Annotated in this window: 18 protein-coding genes and 2 tRNA genes; 12 read left to right on the top strand and 8 right to left on the bottom strand. The window is 64.0% G+C overall.

Annotated elements, in window-relative coordinates:
• Positions 1 to 95: 95 nt before the first annotated feature.
• Complete coding sequence (locus CATRI_RS09965) at positions 96 to 1247, top strand: cystathionine gamma-synthase (RefSeq protein ID WP_290217152.1); 1152 nt, start codon at positions 96 to 98, stop codon at positions 1245 to 1247.
• A gap of 102 nt (positions 1248 to 1349) precedes the next feature.
• Positions 1350 to 2093 carry a GntR family transcriptional regulator gene (locus CATRI_RS09960; protein WP_290217150.1) on the top strand — a complete coding sequence of 248 codons (744 nt, stop codon included), beginning with the start codon at positions 1350 to 1352 and terminating at the stop codon, positions 2091 to 2093.
• 124 nt (positions 2094 to 2217) lie between these two features.
• On the opposite strand, the gene CATRI_RS09955 is transcribed toward CATRI_RS09960, so the two are convergent.
• From CATRI_RS09955 to pepN, 4 genes are all read right to left on the bottom strand, one after another.
• Positions 2218 to 2883, bottom strand: coding sequence for a response regulator transcription factor (locus tag CATRI_RS09955; RefSeq protein ID WP_290217147.1), 666 nt, complete (start codon positions 2881 to 2883; stop codon positions 2218 to 2220).
• Complete coding sequence (locus tag CATRI_RS09950) at positions 2880 to 4346, bottom strand: sensor histidine kinase (protein WP_290217145.1); 1467 nt, start codon at positions 4344 to 4346, stop codon at positions 2880 to 2882. Before CATRI_RS09950 ends, CATRI_RS09955 begins: the two co-directional genes overlap by 4 nt.
• Positions 4347 to 4348: 2 nt before the next feature.
• Complete coding sequence (locus CATRI_RS09945) at positions 4349 to 4714, bottom strand: hypothetical protein (protein ID WP_290217143.1); 366 nt, start codon at positions 4712 to 4714, stop codon at positions 4349 to 4351.
• Between the two features lie 111 nt (positions 4715 to 4825).
• A complete protein-coding gene (pepN, locus tag CATRI_RS09940) occupies positions 4826 to 7402 on the bottom strand; it encodes an aminopeptidase N (protein ID WP_290217141.1) in 2577 nt (858 codons plus the stop codon).
• A 103-nt stretch (positions 7403 to 7505) separates the two neighbouring features.
• Here pepN and CATRI_RS09935 point away from each other — a divergent pair, with 103 nt between their 5' ends.
• The 5 genes from CATRI_RS09935 (at position 7506) to CATRI_RS09915 (ending at position 12437) form a co-directional block, all read left to right on the top strand.
• A complete protein-coding gene (locus CATRI_RS09935; RefSeq protein ID WP_290217139.1) occupies positions 7506 to 8123 on the top strand; it encodes a mycothiol-dependent nitroreductase Rv2466c family protein in 618 nt (205 codons plus the stop codon).
• A 148-nt stretch (positions 8124 to 8271) separates the two neighbouring features.
• Positions 8272 to 9348 carry an iron ABC transporter substrate-binding protein gene (locus CATRI_RS09930; protein ID WP_290217136.1) on the top strand — a complete coding sequence of 359 codons (1077 nt, stop codon included), beginning with the start codon at positions 8272 to 8274 and terminating at the stop codon, positions 9346 to 9348.
• On the top strand, positions 9345 to 10916 hold the full coding sequence (locus CATRI_RS09925; protein ID WP_290217134.1) for an ABC transporter permease: 1572 nt from the start codon (positions 9345 to 9347) through the stop codon (positions 10914 to 10916). Before CATRI_RS09930 ends, CATRI_RS09925 begins: the two co-directional genes overlap by 4 nt.
• On the top strand, positions 10913 to 11953 hold the full coding sequence (locus tag CATRI_RS09920) for an ABC transporter ATP-binding protein (protein ID WP_290217132.1): 1041 nt from the start codon (positions 10913 to 10915) through the stop codon (positions 11951 to 11953). The genes CATRI_RS09925 and CATRI_RS09920 overlap by 4 nt, the downstream gene beginning before the upstream one ends.
• Before the next feature lie 10 nt (positions 11954 to 11963).
• Positions 11964 to 12437 (top strand): ribose-5-phosphate isomerase, encoded by a 474-nt coding sequence (locus CATRI_RS09915; protein ID WP_290217130.1) that lies wholly within the window; start codon positions 11964 to 11966, stop codon positions 12435 to 12437.
• Here the strand turns inward: CATRI_RS09915 and CATRI_RS09910 are convergent.
• The 4 genes from CATRI_RS09910 to CATRI_RS09895 form a co-directional block, all read right to left on the bottom strand.
• Positions 12434 to 13648, bottom strand: coding sequence for a glycerate kinase family protein (locus tag CATRI_RS09910; protein ID WP_290217128.1), 1215 nt, complete (start codon positions 13646 to 13648; stop codon positions 12434 to 12436). The genes CATRI_RS09915 and CATRI_RS09910 overlap by 4 nt on opposite strands.
• A gap of 11 nt (positions 13649 to 13659) precedes the next feature.
• Positions 13660 to 15126, bottom strand: coding sequence for an SLC13 family permease (locus CATRI_RS09905; RefSeq protein WP_290217126.1), 1467 nt, complete (start codon positions 15124 to 15126; stop codon positions 13660 to 13662).
• Positions 15123 to 16280, bottom strand: a complete 1158-nt coding sequence (locus CATRI_RS09900) for a hypothetical protein (RefSeq protein ID WP_290217124.1) — start codon at positions 16278 to 16280, stop codon at positions 15123 to 15125. Before CATRI_RS09900 ends, CATRI_RS09905 begins: the two co-directional genes overlap by 4 nt.
• 139 nt (positions 16281 to 16419) lie before the next feature.
• Positions 16420 to 17208 (bottom strand): DUF1542 domain-containing protein, encoded by a 789-nt coding sequence (locus tag CATRI_RS09895; RefSeq protein WP_290217123.1) that lies wholly within the window; start codon positions 17206 to 17208, stop codon positions 16420 to 16422.
• 114 nt (positions 17209 to 17322) lie between these two features.
• On the opposite strand from CATRI_RS09895, the gene CATRI_RS09890 reads away from it, so the two are divergent.
• From CATRI_RS09890 to CATRI_RS09870, 5 genes are all read left to right on the top strand, one after another.
• A tRNA-Gly gene (locus CATRI_RS09890) sits at positions 17323 to 17397 on the top strand.
• A gap of 137 nt (positions 17398 to 17534) precedes the next feature.
• Positions 17535 to 17608: transfer RNA gene (locus tag CATRI_RS09885), tRNA-Pro, on the top strand.
• A gap of 66 nt (positions 17609 to 17674) precedes the next feature.
• The gene (tig, locus tag CATRI_RS09880) at positions 17675 to 19036 is read left to right on the top strand and encodes a trigger factor (protein WP_290217121.1); all 1362 of its coding nucleotides are present in this window, start codon (positions 17675 to 17677) and stop codon (positions 19034 to 19036) included.
• Positions 19037 to 19199: 163 nt separating this feature from the next.
• Positions 19200 to 19799, top strand: a complete 600-nt coding sequence (locus CATRI_RS09875; protein ID WP_290217119.1) for an ATP-dependent Clp protease proteolytic subunit — start codon at positions 19200 to 19202, stop codon at positions 19797 to 19799.
• A 20-nt stretch (positions 19800 to 19819) separates the two neighbouring features.
• On the top strand, positions 19820 to 20446 hold the full coding sequence (locus CATRI_RS09870) for an ATP-dependent Clp protease proteolytic subunit (protein WP_047253636.1): 627 nt from the start codon (positions 19820 to 19822) through the stop codon (positions 20444 to 20446).
• Positions 20447 to 20731: the final 285 nt, after the last annotated feature.

Raw genomic sequence — 20731 nt, 5'->3', positions numbered from 1 at the left:
GTGCGGTGGCAGGTTCGCTCGAAATGAACCGCTTGGTCTATAGTTGCGACAAGTTTGTCCGCCCCGTCGACCACTACTGAGAGGGAAGAACCGACATGAACAACGGTTTCTCAACCGCCTCGATCCACGCCGGCTACGACCCCGATGGCCTCTACGGCTCCATCAACACTCCGATCTATGCGTCGACTACCTTCGCCCAGAACGGCCTCAATGAACTTCGCGGCGGCTTCGAATACACCCGCTGCGGCAACCCCACCATTGACGCCCTTGAAAAGACCATCGCCGCGCTCGAAGGGGCCAGCCATTGCCGAGCATTCTCCTCCGGCATGGCCGCCACCGACGTCATCCTGCGCATTCTCCTTCGCCCCGGTGACCACCTCATCCTCGGCCACGATGCCTACGGCGGAACCTGGCGTCTCATCGACGAAGCTTACGGAGCGTGGGGGGTGGAATACACCGTCGTTGACACCACCGACGTTGCCGCCGTCGAAGCCGCCGTGCAGGACAACACCAAGCTCATCTGGCTAGAAACGCCCTCCAACCCGGCGCTCTCGGTCACCGATATTGCCGCCGTAGCCTCCATTAAGGGCGACGCCGCTTTGGTAGTGGACAACACCTTCGCCTCCCCCTACCTGCAGCAACCCCTTGCCCTGGGCGCGGACCACGTGTTGCATTCCACGACGAAGTACCTCGGCGGGCATTCCGATGTCGTCGGGGGAGCGGTGGTCACCAACGACCCCACCCTCGACGAGCAGCTGTTGTGGTTCCAGGGTGGCGTAGGCCCCGTCCCCTCCGTCTTCGACGCCTACCTCACCGCTCGCGGCATCAAAACCCTGGCCGTTCGCATGGATCGCCACTGTGACAACGCCGAAGCCGTGGCCGCGCACCTGGAGGCGGCCGACGTCGTGGCCAGCGTCCTCTACCCGGGTTTGCCCTCCCACCCGGGACACGAGGTAGCCAAAGCCCAGATGAAGCGTTTCGGCGGCATGATCTCGGTGCGCTTCCACTCTGAGGACGCCGCCCGCGCCTTCTGCGTCAACACCACCCTCATCTGTCTGGCTGAGTCCCTCGGAGGGGTGGAATCCCTCCTCGAACATCCCGCGACGATGACCCATCAATCGGCCACGGGCTCGCAGTTGGAGGTGCCGCGCGATCTAGTGCGCATCTCCGTTGGAATCGAAGACATTGAGGATCTCCTCGCGGACATCGATGTCGCCCTGGAGGCGGCACGGGCGGTGGAGCGCTAGGCAGGGGCAGGAAAGACGAGGTGGGGGAGTTGGGCACCCTGAAGGTAATATAAATGAACCCCCATATGCGTTAGAGGATATGAATTAGCTAATATAGGCCTAGTGAACATCCCCTCCAAACGTCCCCCCGCGTACGTGATGATCGCAGACCAGCTTCGAGGTCGCATCGAACGCGGCGAGTTGCTGCCGGGCGATCGCCTCCCCGCAGAGCGAGAACTTGTCGACGAGTTTGGGGTGGCCCGCATGACTGTGCGCCACGCATTGGACATTCTGCAATTAGAGGGGCTCATCGACCGCCGCCGGGGGCGCACAGGTGGCACCTTCGTGCGAGGGATTCCCCCGGTCCTGGACCTCACCTGCATTGATGGCCTCATGCCTCAGCTGCGGGAGCGGGGGCTGACAGTCACCTCGACGATCTTGGAAGCCACGGAAGAATCGGCGTCGCCAGCCGTTGCCTGTTCCCTAGACCTGGAAGTGGGCGAGCCCGTCTTCCGTGTCAGCCGACTGCGCCATGTCGACGGCACGCCCATGTTCATTGAAATCTCTTATTTTCCGGCCGCGCTCGTTCCGGGTCTCCTCGAGGAGGATCTTTCCGAGTCCCTCTATGCACTCCTCCGTAACAAGTGGAATCTGCATCCGGCGCGGAAATCGGAAACCATCAATCCTGGCATCGCCTCCGGGTGGGAGCAGGATAAGCTGCGCATCTCCCGGAACCTGCCGTTGCTGCGCATCTCCCGCGTGGCCGAAACAGCAGATGGCGTCAAGATCGAGTTTTCCGAGGATGCCCTGCGCTCGGACGTCACCCAGATTCGCGTGATTACGGATACAACGGCGGCGTCGGATTAGCTCCCACCGGGTGTGCCCTGCCAAAATTCTCTAGAATCCATCAACCGATTTCCAGCGACCTGCGGAAACGCTAGGTACTACCTTAGATTCTAGAGAATTTTGGCACCCGATTGATTCTTTGGCTTCAGCACAAGCGATACCCGGAGCCACGAATCGTCTCCACCTTCTCTGCGCCAATCTTCTTGCGCAGCGTCCGAATGTAGACGTCCACGACGTTGGAGCCGGGGTCGAAGTCCATGCCCCACACCATGCTCAGCAGTTGGGCACGGGAAAGGATCTGGCCGGGATGTCGCATGAACGTCTCGAGGAGCCCCACCTCGCGTCGGGAAAGGTCCTTCCACGTCGAACCCACTTGGACTCGTTGAGTGCGCAGGTCGAGGATGAGGTCGCCGCGGGTGAGCTGGAATCCTCCGTTGCCGGCGTCACCGACCTTGTCTGCCAGGCGCAGCCGCACCCGGGCGAGGAGCTCGGCGAATTGAAACGGCTTGGGCATGTAGTCGTCCGCGCCGCCCTCCAGGGAGCGGATGCGATCTTCAATTTTGGTGCGGGCGGTGAGGACAATGATGGGCAGGGTGACCCGCAGTATCCGCAGCTGTTCGAGGACGTCGGCGCCGTCCATGTGTGGCAAGCCGAGGTCCAAAATCATCAGATCGAAGTCACCGGACCGCGCCATGCCGAACGCCGCGGGACCGGAGTCGACGACGTCGCAGGCATAGCCAGCGGCGGTGAGACCTCGGTGGATGAAGTCGGCGATGCCGCGGTCGTCTTCAGCGATGAGGATCCTGCTCATGGGAGTTCTCCTTCTTCTGGGGCGGGGATCTCGAGGCCGAAAACTGAGCCCACCCCGACGGTGGATTCGACGAAGGCACGCCCGCCGTGGGCTTCGCCGATGGCGTGGACTATCGAAAGCCCGAGGCCAGCGCCGCCCGGGCGGGTCGTGCTGGGGTGGGAGCCGCGGGTGAAACGGCTGAACAGTCGCTCTTGTTGAGCGGGGGGTATTCCGGGCCCCCGGTCGCGGACCCAGATGCGGAAGATGCGGTCGGCGCCGGAACCGGAGTATTCGGAAACGAGGTCGATGAGTCCTTCGCTGTAGCGGAGGGCATTGCCGTAGAGCTCGAGTATGGCCTCGGTGACGCGCTGTTCGTCGAGGACGACGGTGCCCTCGGCGACGTCGATAAGCGAGATGCGATCGCTGAGGATGGTGGCTTTGTCTTCGATGTCGATGGCGAGTTCGGCGACGTCGCAGTCGGCGAGGCGGAGGAAGGCACCGGAGTCGGCGACGGCGAGGGTAAGGAGGTCATTGACCATGCGGGACATGCGGTCCAGTTCCGCGGTGGCCAGCTCGATCGAGCGGGTTTGTTCAGCGGGCGGGGATGCCTCCAAAAGCTCCAGCTGCCCACGCACCACCGTGATGGGAGTGCGGAGTTCGTGGCCGGCGTCGTCGACAAACTGCCGTTGGTCTTTGTAGGCGGTCTCGATGCGGTTGAGCATCTTGTTAAAAGTGGTGGCCAGTTGGGCAGTTTCATCGTGGCCCTCGACGGGGACGCGCTGGGTGAGGTCGGTGTTGTTGATCGCGGCGGCGACCTCGCGGACCCGGCGAAGCGGGGCGATGATCTGCCCGGCGATAAGCCACCCGATGAGGATCGCGGCCACCACGCCGCCGACGCCAATGAGGCTGAGCATCCGCACCTGAGAGGCCACTGCGGCCCGAGCCTCGGCGGTAAAGTACACCACGGCAAAGTGCGAGATTGGCTGGTCCTCGCCGGTGAAGAAGGAAATCCGACCCCAGTGAGCGCGACCGCGTTCGGGGTCGTCGTAGATTCCCGAGGCCAGAGCTGAGTCGAAAACTTCGTGGACCAATGGTTCGGAGGGAACCAGTGGGGCGGGGTGTGAACCGCTGAGTGAGCTGAGATCCATCTGAATCAGTCGCCCATCAGTGAGGCCGACTATCGCCTCATTATCGTCGGGAATCTGGCGGGAGAGGTATAGCTCAATGAGCTGCGCAGGGGACTCAAACGTGGTGTTGGTGGTGGGGTCTTGCCCCTCATCAACGAATCGGAGGAACTCGCCGATCTCTTGCTCTACTGCGGTGTTGGCGCTGTCCGAGGACTCCGAGAGCATGAGAGAGCGGGCAATGAAGATGACGCTGATGAGAGTCACCACCACCACGGCGGCAATCCATATGACGATTCGCCACCTCAGAGATGCCGCGACGTGGCGGATCTCCTTCCATGCGATTCTGGGCGGGCGCATGGTTAGTCGTCGTCCCCGCCGTCGTCATCGTCATCGTCGTCGTAGTTCTGGACGTTGAGCGGTGCCTGCGGGGCCTGCGGGGCCGGAGCAGGAAGAGGAGCAGGAAGAGGAGCGGGAGCGGGCACCGGTGCGGGAGCTGGCACTGGCAACGGCTCCGTCGCTGATTCGAACGGGCCCTCGGCGCCGTCGTCGGAAGCGGGAGGCGTCGACGTGGGTTCGAGGGTCGGTGCTTGCATGGTGATGGTCGCTCGGGTGGAGTCGATGCGCGGGCCCTGGTCCTTGTTGGCTAAGGCGGCTCCGACGAGCCCGACGAGGAACAGAAGACCCAGGATCGCGATGAGTGGTGCGAAGCGGCTGAAGCTGCTCATGGTTGCACGTCCTTCTCGTGGTGGAATGTCTGCTGTTCCTATTGTTCAGCCGTGTCGTGAAACGTCAGTGAGGTGCAGATGAAAGCTTCTTCATCTGCACCTCCCTTGCAGCTAACTGGCGTCGACGCCGCGATTCCGCAGCGCTCGCTCTACCCGGGAGCGTTCCTCGGACACCGCGCGGCGCAGGCCGGAGGGCAGGTCACGCTCGAGGAAGCGGTCGGCTCGGGCCAAGCCCTCGGAGCTGATGTCCCAGGACGGGTAGAGCCCGACGATCGCCTGCAGAGCCATCTCGGTGGATAGCCGCTGCCACACGTCTTCGGCGACGTCGAAGTAGGGTTCAGCGAGGGGAGCGCGGGCCGCGGCGGAGCCGGGGTAGCTCAGGCCCTCCAACTTGTGGCGGGCGGCCAGGTTGGACAGCTGACCCGCGACGACGTCGTCGAACACGCCGCGCTTGACCTCGACGGTGTTCACGGCGGCTGCCGCGCGCAGTGCCGCCTGTTCGCCGGTGGCGCTGCGATCCTTGGATCGCTGCTCACCAATCTGCTTATCGACGTCCGCGATCGCCCCGTAGGCGATCAGCGCAGCCAATGCGAGCCAGCGCAGCTCGGCATCCTCGGATTCGACGAGCACCTTCTGCAGGTAGTCGGCGGTGACGTCGTTGAGTGGTGCCTTGGCCAGGGCGTGCTCGAATACCAACGACATGTCGGCGCCGGATTCGCGGACGCCGGCGAGGAGGGTGTCGGCGAGCAGGTCGCGGCCTTGGCTCTCGGCCCAGGTGGGATCAGCGTAGCTGCGCAGGGCGGTGGAGGCCTGGGCGAGGATGCGCTCGAGGACAGCCAACTCGGTCTCCGCGGGGGCGCCCAAGGCGACGAGGCGGATGAAATCACGGGCCTTCATCACGCCGGCGCGGGTGGCTTCCCAGGCGGCGGACCAGCAGAGGGTGCGGGCCATGGGGTCGTCGAACTTATCGATGTTGTCGACCACGAACTTCAGCGAGGCCTCGTCGAGCTGCATGAGGCAGTAAGTGAGGTCGTCGTCATTAACTAGCACCACATCGGCGGCCGACAGGCCGACGAGCTCGTCGACGGGAGTCGACGCGCCGGTGACGTCGAGCTCGACGCGGTGGGTGCGGGAGACGCGGCCGTCGATAAGCGAGTAGAGACCGACGGCAATGCGATGGGTCCGCAGCTCACCCGCGCCGGGCTCGGCGCCGGATTGTTCGACGGTGAAGGAGGTGTAGCGGCCGTCGTCGGAGACCTCGAAGACGGGGGTGAGCTGGTTAATGCCCGTGGTCTTGAGCCACTGGTCGGCCCAGCCGGAGAGATCGCGGCCCGAGGCGGTCTGCAGGGCGGCCAGCAGGTCATCGAAGGTGGCGTTGCCCCAGGCATGGTCGGCGAAATGACGGCGGACGCCGGCGAGGAACTCCTCGCGGCCGACGTAAGCCTGGAGCTGCTTGAGCACGCTCGCGCCCTTGGCATAGGTGATGCCGTCAAAGTTCTGCTCGACGGTCTCGATGTCGGTGGCATCGGCAAGAATCGGGTGCGTGGAAGGCAGCTGATCCTGCTGGTAGGCCCAGGATTTCTCGACATTAGCGAAGGTCACCCATGCCGTGTCGTACTCGGTGGCCTCGGCCTGGGAGATGGCGGCGGCCCAGGTGGCGAAGGACTCATTGAGCCACAGGTCATCCCACCACCGCATGGTGACCAAGTCGCCGAACCACATGTGGGCGAGCTCGTGAAGGATGGTGTCGGCGCGGCGCTCGTAGCGGTAGTGCGTGGCCTTGGACGTGAACACGTACTCGTCGCGGATGGTTACAGCACCGGCGTTTTCCATGGCGCCCATGTTGTATTCGGGGCAGAAGATCTGGTCGTACTTGCCAAAGGGGTACGCCATGCCAAAGTGCTCGTGGTAGAAATCGAAACCCTGCTTCGTCTCCTTGAACAGGCGGTCGGCGTCCAAGTGCGGGGCGATGGAACGGCGACAGAAGATGCTCATGGGCACCTCCAGCTCCGTCGGCTCGCTCGCGGGGGTCTCCGCATGGTGGGTCAGCTGCCCCTTCCACGTGGAACGAACCTCGTGGTAGCGGCCGGCGCAGATGGCGACGAGATACGTCGACAGGGGGTAATCGATGCGGGACGTATGCACCGCCGAGTCCTCCTGCATCGTGGTGCGCTGCGGCGCGTTGGAGATGACCTTCCACGCACTGGGAGTAGTCACCGACAAGCTATAGGTGGCCTTGAGATCCGGCTGGTCGAAGCAGGCGAACACGCGCTTGGCATCCGCCGTTTCGAACTGGGTGTACAGGTAGACCTGGCTATCGGCCGGGTCAACGAAGCGGTGCAAGCCCTCACCGGTGCGGGAATAAAGGCACTGCGCGTTGACGCGAAGGACGTGGCGGCCGACGGTGAGATTATTCAGCGCAATGCCGAAAGTCTCGTCGTAGCCGTTCTTATCCAAGGTCAGGGCCTCGGAGCGAATATTCTTCCCATCCAGGTACACCCCATCGATGCGCTTGGCCCGCAAATCGATGAAGGTGGAACCCGGCTCCCGCACCGTGAACTCGACGGTAGCCAGGGAGGAAAACTCCGTATCGGACTGGGTCAGGTCCAAAGCAATGTCATAATTGTCCACTGTGAGCAGCCGGGCCCGGTGCGCGGCTTCTTCTCTAGTGAGGTTCGTGGAGGTCATGAATGCGTCTCCTTCGACGTCGACGGACAAAACTAGATCAAATGCAAGCGCTCATGCAAGCGTGTCTTAGCGCCCAGCCTAATCCGCTCCTATCCTGGCGAGTATGACAACTAACACAGTTTCTTTTTGGTTCGACGCTACCTGTCCTTTCTGCTGGCAAACCTCCCGCTGGATCAAGGAAGTAGAAAAGGTCCGTGACATCTCCGTCACCTGGATCCCCATGTCCCTCGCCGTGCTCAACGACGGCCGCGATCTCGACCCCTCCTACGCCGCCGCAATGGAAGCCGCCTGGGGCCCCGCCCGCGTCTTTGCCAAAGTCGCCATGGAAGAACCCGCCAAGCTCGACGAGCTGTACACCATCATGGGCACCATGATCCACACCCAAAAGCAGGGTGGAAAGAAGGGCTACGGCGCCTACGACGAGATCATCGAAGCTGCCTTGAAGGAGGCTGGACTCAACGCTACCTACGCCACCGTCGCCAACTCAGATCAAGTCGATGAGCAGCTGCGCGAGTTCCACCAAAGCGCGATGGACCAGGTCGGCGACGACGTGGGCACCCCCGTGATCAAGCTCGGCGACACCGCCTTCTTCGGTCCCGTGATCACCCGCGTCCCCACCGGCGAGGAAGCCGGCGAGCTTTTCGACGCCGCCGTCCGTCTCGCCCAGTACCCCTACTTCTTCGAAATCAAGCGGTCGCGGACCGAAGGTCCGCAGGTCTAAGCGGGTTAAGGTTGGTTTTGGGGGCGGCGCGGGGGTAATCGGCGCTGCCCGTTGTGGCAGTGGAAATTTGCTTAGGTTAAGCTAACCTCTGGTTTCTTACAGTGGGCTGATCTCTTCCTCAGTTTCCTCATCCTACAAGGGGTTTTACATGCGCTTTAGCACCCGTCTCGCCGCTACGGCCGTCGCTGTGTGCGGCTTGGCTGCAGGCCTCGTCGCTTGCGGCTCCGGCGATTCTTCCAGCACCTCTGCCACGACTGGTGCCGGGGAGACCTCGGCCGCCGCCGCCGATGGCCCGCTGGTCATCTACTCGGGCCGCAGCGAGGATCTCGTTGCGCCGCTGATCGCCGATTTCGAGAAGGAATCCGGCATCGACGTCGACGTGCGTTATGGCAGCACCTCCGAGCAGGCCCAGTTGCTGCTCACCGAGGGTGACGCTTCTCCGGCGCACGTGTTCTTCTCCCAGGAGGCCGGCGCACTTGGTCTGCTCCAGGACAAGGGAATGCTGACCAAGGTTCCCGAGGAATCCTTGAAGAAGGTCCCGGCGGGCTTTGCCTCCGAGGACAAGGAATGGGTCGGCGTGACCGGGCGCGCACGCGTCGTGGCATATGACAAGGAAGCGGTCGAGGAAGCGGACGCCCCCGACACCGTCGCTGAGATGGTGGACCCAAAGTGGAAGGGCAAGCTGGGCGTCGCCCCGACGAATGCGTCCTTCCTTGCGTTCGTCACCGCCATGCGTGTCACCGACGGCGAGGACGCCACCCGCGAGTGGCTGCAGAAGCTGGCTGATAACGAGCCCAAGACTTATGCCAAGAACGGCGATCTACTTAAGGCAGTCGAGGCAGGCGAAGTCGAGCTCGGCCTGATCAACCACTATTACTGGTACGCCGAGGCCGCCGAGAAGGGCGCGGATAACCTGCGCGCCCAGATCAAGTTCGGCGCCGACGGTGACTTGGCCGCCCTCGTTAATGCCACGGGCGTCGGCATTCTCAAGAACGGCGAGGGCCGCGAGGATGCGAAGGAGTTCGTGGAGTTCCTGCTCTCCGCTGAGGGGCAGAAGTACTTCGCAGAGAAGACTTTCGAATACCCGCTCGTTGAGGGCGTCGAAGGCCCCGCAGGCGTTCCGCCGCTGAGCTCGCTCAAGGTTCCCGACGTGGATCTGTCCAAGTTGGGCACGGTGGAAGAATCTGCCGCACTGATCGATGAGGCCGGTCTGACTGTCAATTGATCAACCGTTCTAGCCTGAGCGGCCGACGTGCACCCGCACGTCGGCCTCTTCGGCGTTTCTCCGTCTCCTCCTACCCGGTGCTGGTGACGCTGGCGCTGCTGAGCGTGGGAGTGGTGGCGACCCCGCTGATCTTCCTGCTCAGCGAGGCCATCGCCGCCCCGAATGATCGCATTATCGACGCCCTCCTGCGTCCCCGCACCGTCACCCTCACCGTCAATACGCTGTTGTTAACGGCGGGGGCGACCGTGGGAACCTTGCTGGTCGGTGTGCCCAGCGCTTTCGCCCTGGTGCGCACCAATCTCATCGGGCGCCGGTGGTGGTGGGTCGCGGCCTCCCTGCCGCTGGCCATCCCCTCCTACGTGGCGGGTATGTCCTGGGTCAGTGTCATGCCGCTGCGTGGCTACTGGGGTTCGGTCCTCGTGCTCGTGTTGGTCTCTTCGCCCTATGTCACTCTGCCCGTCGCGGCTGCCCTGCGTCGGGCCGATACCGCGGTGGAGGATGTGGCCCGCACCCTGGGATTGGGTCCCGTCCGGGCGTTTTTGTCCATGACACTGCCGCAGATCGCCCCCGCAGCGGGGGCCGGAGCACTGCTCGTAGCGTTGTACACCATCTCCGAGTTCGGCGTGGTCGCCGTCATGCGCTATCCCTCGCTGACGCCCGCGGTGCAGGCGGCCTTCTCCGGTTCCTTCAATCGGGAGCTGGCGATGGTGCTCTCCTTGCTTCTCGTCTTCATGGCGCTGCTGGTCGTGGCCGCCGAGCGCGCCCTGCGCCGGCCCGTCGCTGCGCTAAAAGTCCGCGTCAACGCCACCCCACGCGTCCACTTGAGTTGGCGCGGGCAGCTGGCCACCTGCGTCGGGATGGGCACCATCCTTATCGCCGCGGTTGGGGTGCCCATCGCGGTGCTGCTCTACCAGTTGTCGCTGAGCGTAGCTGGCCGCGAAGTCGACGTTGCCCGCTTGCTGGCGGCGGCCCGTACCACGGTGTTCCTCGGTTTTGCGGGCGCGTTGGTAGCCACCATCCTCGCTCTGCCCGTGGGCATTCTGGCTGCTCGCCGCCGCACCAAGCTCGTCGCCGGATTGGAATCGGCCACCTTTCTCGGTCACGGCCTACCCGGCATCGTCCTCGGCCTCTCGATGGTCTACCTTGCTTTGGCCGTCGTGCCCTCGCTCTACCAAACCGTGGGCTTGCTCGTCATGGCCTACGGCATCCTGTACGTGCCCAAGGCGATGGGGTCGGTGCGTACATCGGTGGCCCAGGTTCCGCCGTCCTTGGAAGATGCCGCGCGCACCTTGGGTCGCTCGCCCCTGCGGACGTGGACCGACGTCACCGGAAAGCTGGCGTGGCCGGGAATCGCGTCGGGGGCCATGCTCGTGGCACTGACCGTCATGAAAGAACTACCGGCCACGCTGATGATGCGCCCCACCGGAGTGGATACCCTGGCTACTCGCCTGTGGCAGCTCTCAGACATTTCTGCCTATGGCGCCGCTGCGCCTTATGCCCTCATGCTCATCGCCGCAGCCAGCATTCCGGCTCTGGTGCTCGCCCGTAATCCTGGAGGAACCCGATGACGTCCGCTTTGACCGTCTCCGGCCTATCAGCCCGCTACCCCGGATCCGACGCCACGGTGCTGCACGAGGTCAACCTTGACGTACCCGAGGGCGAACTCCTCGCCGTGCTCGGCCCGAGCGGTTGCGGCAAGTCGACATTGCTGCGCGTCCTTGCCGGTCTCATGCCCGCCACCGCCGGCACGGTCGATCTGGCGGGGCGGCGCGTCGTCGATGGCCCGACCGGCGTGGCGCCCGAGCACCGCAACATCGGCCTCGTCCCTCAGGACCCCTCCTTGTTTCCGCATCTCGACGTCGCCGCCAACGTCGGCTTCGGCCTGGGGCGGCGCCGCCGCTCCGTCCCGGAGCGGGTCACTGAGCTTCTCGACGTCGTCGGCATCCCCGAGCTCGCCCACCGTCGCCCCGACGAACTCTCCGGGGGACAGGCCCAGCGGGTGTCTCTCGCCCGGGCGCTCGCCCCAAACCCAGACTTGGTGCTCCTCGACGAGCCTTTCTCGGCCCTCGACGCTGCTCTTCGCGTGCGTCTGCGCAGTGAGATTCGCGGGATCTTGGCAGCACGCGGGGCCACGGGCCTACTGGTCACCCACGATCAGGACGAGGCCCTATCCACCGCCGACCGGGTCGCCATCATCAACGCCGGACGCATCATCCAATGCGGAACCCCGGAGGAGGTCTACTCGCGGCCCGCCACGGCGTGGGTAGCTGAGTTCGTCGGTACGTGTTCGCTCCTGCGGGGTGTGAACGACGGGCACACCGTCACCTCTGTGTTCGGCACCTTTCCCACGCCTTCGTCGTTGCCCACCGGCGAGGTCCTGGTCGTGGTGCGCCCCGAACAAGTGCGGGTCGTCGAGGACGGTGAGCTTGGTGTTGAAGCGGTGGTGGCGGCCATCGAATACTCCGGGCATTCCACCCGCTACCTCCTGCGCAGCTCGGCATCTGGGGAGGAAATCACCGCCCGCGAGTTCGGTCCCGCACGCCATGCGGTGGGGGAGAAAGTCACGGTTGCGGTTAGCGAACGACTGCATGCGGTCGCCAGGTAAGATCAACCGCATGCGCGTTTACCTTGGAGCTGACCACGCCGGTTTTGATATGAAGAACATCATTGCCGCCCACCTGACTAAACAGGGCCACGACGTCATCGATTGTGGCGCCCACACCTACGACCCGGACGATGACTACCCGGCCTTCTGCATTGAGGCCGCCTCCCGCACCGTTAACGACCCGGGTTCCCTGGGCATTGTCCTCGGCGGTTCGGGCAATGGCGAGCAGATCGCCGCCAACAAGGTCAAGGGGGCTCGTTGCGCCCTGGCCTGGTCGCCGGAGACTGCCCGCCTGGCCCGCGAGCACAATAACGCCCAGCTCATCGGCATTGGTGGCCGCATGCACTCCGAGGAAGAGGTCCTCGCGATCGTCGACGCCTTCCTGGATCAGGAATGGTCGAACGCGGAGCGCCACCAGCGTCGCATCGACATCCTCGTGGACTACGAGCGCACTGGCATCGCCCCGGAACTCCCGGAGGACTAGGCAGCGTAGCGCTGTCGCACCGATTCTTCTCGACGTCCCGACACCGCGCACCCCAGCATCAGCAGGCGGAGGGCGCGCTCGGCGGCGTCGATAAGCAATTGCCGTCCGTCCCGGACGGCATCCTCGAGTGCCATCGGCACGGTCATGATCGACTGGATCGCACCGATGCCGACGTCGTGAACCTGCGGCGCACCCTTGCCCAGCGAGCCAGCCAGCGCAAGAACCGGGACGCCGGTGGTTTGTGCACGGCGGGCGACTTCGGCGGGGACTTTGCCGCGCGGCGTCTGGAAGTCGATGGCACCTTCGGCCGTGATGACGAGGTCTGCGGAAGCGACGAGCTCGTCGAGGTTCGCCGGGGAGGGGAGGTCGCCGAGGAGCACTTCGAAGCGATCCCGGGCGGTGGCGCCCAAGGCCATGAGCCCGGCGCCGAGCCCACCCGATGCGCCTGATCCGGCCCCGAGGTGCAGGTCGGCCTCAGGTTCGAAAGTCGACGTCAACAGATCCGCCCAGCGGTGCAGGGCCTTTCCTAGCTGCTTGACCTGCTTCTTACTTGCCCCTTTTTGGGGCCCGAAAACCTCGGCGACGCCCGTCGACCCCGTGAGCACGTTGTGGATGTTGCAGGCGAGGGTGATTTCGACGTCGGCAAGCCGGGGGTGCAGACCACTGGTATCGATGCTCACCGCCTGGGCCAATCCCGCGCCACCGCGCTTGATGTCCACGCCATCGTCGTCGAGGATGCGCGCGCCGAGGGCGCTGAGCGCTCCCGCCCCGCCGTCGGAGGTGCCGGAGTCGCCGCAACCGACGACGATCCGGTCGACCCCGTGATCGAGGATAGTGGTGATGAGCTGGCCGACACCATAGGTTGTCGTGGAGGTAGGATCGCGCAGATCCCGCGGCACGAGGCTCAGGCCGGCGGCGGACGCCATCTCAATGACGGCGACCGATTCCTCCGGAAACTCCAGCCACGTCGCGGTGACTTTCTTACCCACCGGCCCCATCACCTTCGCGGTGTGCAGGACGGTGCCGGGGCGGGCAGCGAGGATCTCGATGGTGCCCTCACCGCCATCAGGGACGGGGTAGAGGTCGACGCGGACGCCGGGCAGGACGCGGCGGACGCCGGCGGCGATGGAATCAGCGACTTCGACAGCCGACAGGGACTCCTTGAAACCAGAAGGCGAGACGAGGACGCGTTCGGGCAGGTACATAGTCATGATGTGAGCTCCTAAAGGAAGAGGGGAAGGCCGAGGATCGGCCAAATGAGGAAAGCGAACAAGGCGGTAACCGCCAGGTGCATCGGTGCGAGGAGCGCGGAGATGCGCATAAGGTCGGCGGTGTCGTAATTCGGGTGGCCCTCCTCGCCGCGGAAGATCGCGAGCGGCTTAGCTGAGGCGGGCAAAGTGTGGCAGAACCCGGCGGCGGCCGTGGAAATGAAGGCAATGGCGACCGCGCTCATCCCAAGCGACGGGGCGATAGCGATGACGATCGGTACCAGCACCGCGGAGCGAGCCGAACGGGACTGAATAACCAGGTGCGCCGCTGTCGATACCGCGATGACCAGCAGGACGAATAGCCAACCGGGCGTATTGCCCGTTAAGCCCGTAGCCAGTACCTTGGCAGCTCCGGATGCAGACAGCGCGTGGCTAATGGCAATGGTTGCGGTCATGAACAGCAACAGAGCCCAGGGCACCTTTTTCACCGTCGCACCAAGATCCTCCGTGCCGAGGTAGGGCGACGTAATGAGCAACGCTCCCAGCACGGCGACCATCGCCGGTGGTATGCCGTGAATGTCCTCGCTAAACCACAATGCAATGGACACACCCAGGATCGACAGGGCACGGGTCTCGGCGGAGTTGAGCCTCGGGCGCAGCTCCACCGTGTCGGAGAGACCCTCGCGGGTAATGCGGAGAGTGCTTTGGCGCTGCGCAGACGTACTCAGCGCCAGATAAGTAATCTCCGCCGCCAGGTGCGAAGTGACCAGCGCGAACGGCAAACCCAACACAAGCCAGCGACTGAAACTGAACCCGGACATCCCCGAACCAGTGAGAATTTGATCGGTGATGAGGTGAGCACCGGCTCCAATGAGCGAGGCCACCGCCGAGAACAACACGACTCCGGGCAGCGCGATGGCCAGCACTCGGCGGTACCACGCGGGCAGCACCGGGCCCAGAGCCAAGAACACCGGCAAGATAAGTGCGGCCCGACCGCTGGTCGCCGGAACCGCAAACGCGGTGCACACCGTCGCGAGTGTGAGCAGATGCAACAACGTCCGCGGAGAAGAGATCCCCACGCTGAGCCACACCGCCGCGCGGACCGCCAGCCCCGTTGAGGTCACCGCCGAGGCAATAATGAACGCGCCGATGAGCAACCAGACGGTGTCATCGCCCAGCGGGGCGAACATATCCTCCACGTCGATGATGCCCAACAAGACGACGATGCTGGCCGCACCAAGGGCCACGAACGTATCCGAGACTTTCGAAAACACCCAGAACCACACCGCCGAGGAGAACACGACGAGGGTCGCGCGGGCGTCGCCGCTGACCTGATCCGGCAACGGAACAACGACGAGCCCCATGATGAGCAACGCGGCGACGATCTTGGCCACGTTGGTGGCCGTGAACGCCGGACGCCTCCAGGACGTTTTGGCCGTGGCTAACGGCGGGGGAGGGGTAGTAGCGATACGAAGGCTCATGACGCCACCTTCACCAGCGGCAAGTCCACCCCGAGGGAGATCCCCGCCCCGGATGGAGACTCAGCCCAAGCGCGGCCGCCGTGGTGGTCCGTTACCGCGCGCAGCAGCACCCCGGCCAGCTCCCCGCCGTCGTGATCTGCAGGTTGCCATTCAAACAAGCCCTCCAGGGCCCCCGGCTCCAGGCGCGCCGGGCCACTCAGGCTAATCCGCAGCTGCGCATCGTGGATACTCGCGCTGACCTCGGGCGGAGCATCGAAGAAGCGGGCACACTCGCTCAACGCCAGCGCGACCAGCTCCCGATCCACCGCGAGAGTGGCTTTCGGCAGTGGTCCCACCAAGCAGGCTTCGGGAATTCGCGTGACGACGTCCCCGACCACCACCTCCGCAGCCACCGGCGCCGTGGCGCCGTGGTCACCGCGCACACCCGGCGGAATGCCCGCCAGCGCCGCCAGCACCGCCGAGCTTGGCTCCGACTGGCGGGATGCACGGGTGAGGATGCCGCGGTGGGCGGCATCGGCGGCGTCGATACGCTGGTGAAGGGCGAAAACTGCCTCGTCGTGGATCCGCCGGGCAACCACCCACGCTAACGCGGAGGCGAGGACCAAGGCGCCGAGACCGGTGAACAACATCGCGCGGAGGGTCGCGTTGACCGCCGCAGTATCCGTATCGGTGAAGCGAGCGACCACGAGCGAGCTTTCCGTGCCAGCGATCGCGACCCTGCCCCAATGAACTGCGCCGCGCTGCTCATCCTGGAAGACACCCGAAGTCTGCGGGGAAGAAGTAGCGGCCTCCACTAGCGGCTCCCCAGCCAACAGCGGTCGCGGACCGAGGTCCGTCTGCATCAGCTGTCCATCGACCACGCCAACGAGCGCCTCGTCCGGATGAGGAATCTGCCGCGAGAGAAACACCTGAAGCAGCCGATCAGGAGAATCGAAAGGCGCGGCGGTCTCCGGATCGAGGCCCTCGTTGGTGAAAGTGAAGAACTCCTCGATCTCCTGTGCCACATCCTCATTCGCGGACTCAGCAACCCCGGACTGCAAGACCGTACGAGTGGTGAGGATAAGCGCGATGAGCGTGATCGCCACCAACGCGATGAACCAGCCGATGACGCGGCGTCGAAAAGCGGTGAATGGCGCGGAAGGTGTGTTTGTCATGAACACCATGGTTGCCCGCTGGTGTGAAGAGACCATGAAACCGACATGAAAGAGCTTTCATGTGGCTATTTCTAGCCCGTGACATGCAAAACCGGCCCGTGGGCTGGGTTCCCAGGGCCGGTCTTTTGTGGCTTAAGTGCTAGAAATCGAAGTCGAAGCCGCCATCGAAGAAGCCTCCGCCGGCGTCACCGCCGCCGAAATCGCCACCTCCCATGTCTCCCATATCTCCCATGTCTCCGGCGTCGCCCATGTCACCCATATCGGCTGCTTCGGTGCCGTCACCGGCGCCGCTGGCGAACTCGTTGGCCCCGTAGTTCACACCAGCCATGCCCGAGAACATCGCCGAGAACATCATCATCGACGCCGCAGTCCACATGCCGGTAGCCATGGCATCCGCCCACCACGGGCGCGAGTACCAACCAGCCGGCACCGGACGACCAGCAACGTTGCCGCCGGGGTAGTAGTTCGGGGTCTCATCGGTAGCAACTGGCGAGGCCGTGAGAACCTGGCCGTCCTGCTCGATCGTGCGTCGCTCCGTCACCTTGCCGGCATTGCGCTGGCCCTCCAGAGGCGGCAATTCCGGCCCGGGGGTCATGCCCATAATCTCGCGGGCGGCATTCATGTAATGCAAGCCCTCGAGAGCTGACTCGCGGGCCAGCTCCGCCTGGCGCACCGTCGTCGCGGTGGAAATCGCCGAGGCGGCGGCGTTGTAGCGCTCAGAAGCATCAGCAATCGCCTGTGTGGACGCAGTATCGTTGCCAGCGATGGTGAGCACCTGGGAGCCGAGGCGCTCGATCCAGCGTCGGGCGTCTGCCTGGGCATCCTCCAGCTTGACGGTCTCAATCTCGGCCGTCTTCTGCTTGGTGGAACGGGTGGACAGGTAGTACAAGCCGCCACCAATGATCGCGAGGATAAGTAGAGGTTCCAAGGAAAATCACTCCGGTCTGTAAGTAGTTGTCTCCCATACAACGCACAACCTGCGCACAAAGTTCCAGTTTTCGCGAACGGGTGCGGATGGGTTAAACTAGTCCAGCGCACGCAGGGGAATGTCGTATAGTGGCTAATACCTCAGCCTTCCAAGCTGAAGACGCGGGTTCGATTCCCGTCATTCCCTCCACGTAAATCAACCCCTGACCTGGCATGATCGCCGGTCGGGGGTTGTGTCGTTCCCGTCCGGCTAGCGGGGCGGATCTCGTTTGGCTACCCCAATGTATGCTCGCTTGGAGCGGAGTAGTTAAACTTCGGTATCACCTACGGGGCGTGGCGCAGCTTGGTAGCGCACCTGCTTTGGGAGCAGGGGGTCGCAGGTTCAAATCCTGTCGCCCCGACGTAGGGGGTCACTGTGGTGGCCTCATATATCTTTTACCTTCAATGTGAAACCAGGAGAGTTCTTCGTGAAGAGTTCCGTCGAGAAGTTGAGCGACACCCGCGTCAAGCTCACCGTCAATGTTCCTTTCGAGGAGCTGACCCCGGAGATCGACCAGGCCTACGCTGCCATCGCACAGCAGGTCACCCTCCCGGGCTTCCGTAAGGGCAAGGCTCCGCGCCAGCTTATCGACGCCCGCTATGGTCGCGGTCCGATCCTCGAGCAGGTCGTCAACGACATGCTTCCGTCCCGCTACCAGGCCGCCTGCGAGGAAAATGACCTCGTCGTGCTGGGTCAGCCGAGCGTCGACATCACCAAGATCGAAGACAATGACTTCGTCGAGTTCGTCGCTGAGGTGGACGTCCGCCCCGAGATCGAGGTCCCTGACTTCTCTGAGCTTGCCGTCGAGGTTCCGGCCATCGAGGTCAACGACGAAGCCGTTGAAGAAGAGATCGACCGCCTCCGTGGCCGCTTCGGTGAGCTGAGCGACACCAACCGCAAGCTCAAGACCGGCGACTTCGCCATCATCGACCTCAAGGCCACCGTCGACGGCGAGATCGTCGACGAAGCCACCACCGAGGGCCTGTCCTACGAGATCGGCCAGGGTGACCTCATCGACGGCCTCGATACCGCCCTGCGCGGGCTGAAGTCCGACGAGGATGCCGAGTTCACCACCACCATCGTCGCCGGTGAGCACAAGGACAAGGAAGCCACCGTGGCTGTCCACGTCCAGCAGACCAAGGAGCGCAAGCTCCCCGAGTTCGACGACGAGTTCGCTCAGATGGCTTCCGAGTTCGACACCGCCGACGAGCTGCGCGAGTCCATCAAGTCCCAGGTCGAGGATTCCAAGAAGGGCGAGCAGGCCGCCGCCATCCGCGACGAGGTCCTCAAGGCCGCCCTCGCCAAGACCGATTTCGCCCTGCCGGAGTCCATCGTCGACGAGCAGGTGCACAACCAGCTGCACTCCCTCCTCGGCCAGATGGCCCACGATGAGGATGCCCTCAACGAGGTCCTGAAGTCCCAGGGCACCACCCGCGAGGAGTTCGACAAGCAGGTCCACGACGACGCCGAGAACGCCGTCCGCACCCAGCTGTTCCTGGACACCCTCGCTGAGCAGGAAGAGCCGGAGGTCTCCCAGCAGGAGCTCACCGACCACATCCTGTTCACCGCCCAGTCCTACGGCATGGACCCCTCCCAGTTCGTCGGCCAGCTGCAGCAGTCCGGCCAGATCGCTAACCTCTTCGCCGACGTGCGCCGTGGCAAGGCACTCGCCGCCGCCATCTGCCGGGTCTCCGTCAAGGATGACCAGGGCAACGACGTCGACGTCACCCAGTACTTCGGTGAAGAAGACAACGCCACCGACGACGTTGAGGCCGAGTCAGAAGACTAAATCCTCAACCCCCGGCCCACGCCTCGCCACCGCTGCAAGCGGTGAGCGGGGCGTTCGTCGTCAAGCAACAGCCATCGAACGCTGATAGCGAACAGAGAGGCGGTTTGCCCGACCGCGCTTGTAATCTAGAGACACAAACGAGAACTACAGGAGTTTGACTAACATGACTGACCAGATCACGATGACCTCCCCCGGGGCAGGTATGAACCTGGGTGACTCGGTGTACGAGCGACTACTGCGCGAGCGGATTATCTTCCTCGGGCAGCAGGTGGACGACGAAATCGCCAACAAGCTCTGCGCCCAGATCCTCCTTCTCAGCGCCGAGGATCCGACCCGCGACATCTCCCTTTACATCAACTCGCCCGGCGGTTCCGTCACCGCCGGCATGGCCATCTACGACACGATGAAGTACTCCCCGTGCGACATCGCCACCTACGGCATGGGCCTTGCCGCCTCCATGGGGCAGTTCCTGCTCTCCGGTGGCACCAAGGGCAAGCGCTTCGCCCTCCCGCACGCTCGCATCATGATGCACCAGCCCTCCGCCGGCGTCGGAGGAACCGCCGCCGACATCGCCATCCAGGCAGAACAGTTCGCCGCCACCAAGCGCGAAATGGCCGAGCTCATCGCCGAGCACACCGGCCAAACCTTCGAGCAGATCACCAAGGACTCCGACCGTGACCGCTGGTTCACTGCCGAGCAGGCCAAGGAATACGGGCTCGTAGACCACGTGGTCAGCCACGCACAGGGCTCGATCAGCAACTAGGGAATTTAAGGAGACACAACATGAACAACGGATTCCAGATGCCCCAGTCGCGCTACGTCCTGCCTTCCTTCATCGAGCAGTCCGCCTACGGCACTAAAGAGACCAACCCCTACGCCAAGCTCTTCGAGGAGCGCATCATCTTCCTGGGCACCCAGGTCGACGACACTTCCGCGAACGACATCATGGCGCAGCTGCTCGTCCTCGAGGGCCTCGACCCCGACCGCGACATCACCATGTACATCAACTCGCCCGGCGGATCCTTCACTGCCCTGATGGCGATTTACGACACCATGCAGTACGTCCGCCCCGACGTCCAGACCGTCTGCCTCGGCCAGGCCGCTTCCGCCGCGGCCGTGCTGCTCGCGGCCGGTGCCCCCGGCAAGCGCGCCGCCCTGCCGAACGCCCGCGTGCTCATCCACCAGCCCGCCACCCAAGGAACCCAGGGTCAGGTCTCTGACCTCGAGATTCAGGCTGCTGAGATCGAGCGCATGCGCCGCCTCATGGAGACGACCCTTGCCCGCCACACCGACCGCACCCCGGAGCAGATCCGCATCGACACCGATCGCGACAAGATCCTCACCGCCCCGGAGGCCAAGGAATACGGCATCATCGACACCGTCTTCGATTACCGCAAGCTCAACGGCTAGGTAGTTGCGTGGTTAGGGGCCCTTCGGGGCCCCTCTTTTTTGCTTATCGACGCCCACGTTCTTCCCGAGGTCACCGCGGGCACTCGATGGGGTCTATTCCTCGGCCGCCTACCTGGAACTTTTTGGGGTTCGTGGTGACGGTAGGGCCGGAACTGGCCGTCGGGGTTCTTAGGTCACCACGAACCCTCAGTCGGATTGTTCCGGTGGCTGCTTACCTGTGCCTTTTGGGGTTCGTGGTGACGCTGGCGCTGGTTCGACCCCGCGTGGATTCTTGTGTCACCACGA

The organism is Corynebacterium atrinae, from assembly GCF_030408455.1.
GTDB lineage: Bacteria > Actinomycetota > Actinomycetes > Mycobacteriales > Mycobacteriaceae > Corynebacterium > Corynebacterium atrinae.
Note: the sequence above shows the minus strand (reverse complement) of the source record. Positions and strands in the feature narration are given on the sequence as shown.

Bases quoted from the DNA above. Each gene is read 5' to 3' on its own strand.
- CATRI_RS09915 (WP_290217130.1), top strand. From the start codon at position 11,964: ATGCGCGTTTACCTTGGAGCTGACCACGCCGGTTTTGATATGAAGAAC.
- CATRI_RS09945 (WP_290217143.1), bottom strand. From the start codon at position 4,714: ATGAGCAGCTTCAGCCGCTTCGCACCACTCATCGCGATCCTGGGTCTT.
- CATRI_RS09870 (WP_047253636.1), top strand. From the start codon at position 19,820: ATGAACAACGGATTCCAGATGCCCCAGTCGCGCTACGTCCTGCCTTCC.
- CATRI_RS09955 (WP_290217147.1), bottom strand. From the start codon at position 2,883: ATGAGCAGGATCCTCATCGCTGAAGACGACCGCGGCATCGCCGACTTC.
- CATRI_RS09965 (WP_290217152.1), top strand. From the start codon at position 96: ATGAACAACGGTTTCTCAACCGCCTCGATCCACGCCGGCTACGACCCC.
- CATRI_RS09930 (WP_290217136.1), top strand. From the start codon at position 8,272: ATGCGCTTTAGCACCCGTCTCGCCGCTACGGCCGTCGCTGTGTGCGGC.
- CATRI_RS09920 (WP_290217132.1), top strand. From the start codon at position 10,913: ATGACGTCCGCTTTGACCGTCTCCGGCCTATCAGCCCGCTACCCCGGA.
- CATRI_RS09875 (WP_290217119.1), top strand. From the start codon at position 19,200: ATGACTGACCAGATCACGATGACCTCCCCCGGGGCAGGTATGAACCTG.
- CATRI_RS09910 (WP_290217128.1), bottom strand. From the start codon at position 13,648: ATGACTATGTACCTGCCCGAACGCGTCCTCGTCTCGCCTTCTGGTTTC.
- CATRI_RS09935 (WP_290217139.1), top strand. From the start codon at position 7,506: ATGACAACTAACACAGTTTCTTTTTGGTTCGACGCTACCTGTCCTTTC.
- CATRI_RS09905 (WP_290217126.1), bottom strand. From the start codon at position 15,126: ATGAGCCTTCGTATCGCTACTACCCCTCCCCCGCCGTTAGCCACGGCC.
- pepN (WP_290217141.1), bottom strand. From the start codon at position 7,402: ATGACCTCCACGAACCTCACTAGAGAAGAAGCCGCGCACCGGGCCCGG.
- CATRI_RS09950 (WP_290217145.1), bottom strand. From the start codon at position 4,346: ATGCGCCCGCCCAGAATCGCATGGAAGGAGATCCGCCACGTCGCGGCA.
- CATRI_RS09900 (WP_290217124.1), bottom strand. From the start codon at position 16,280: ATGACAAACACACCTTCCGCGCCATTCACCGCTTTTCGACGCCGCGTC.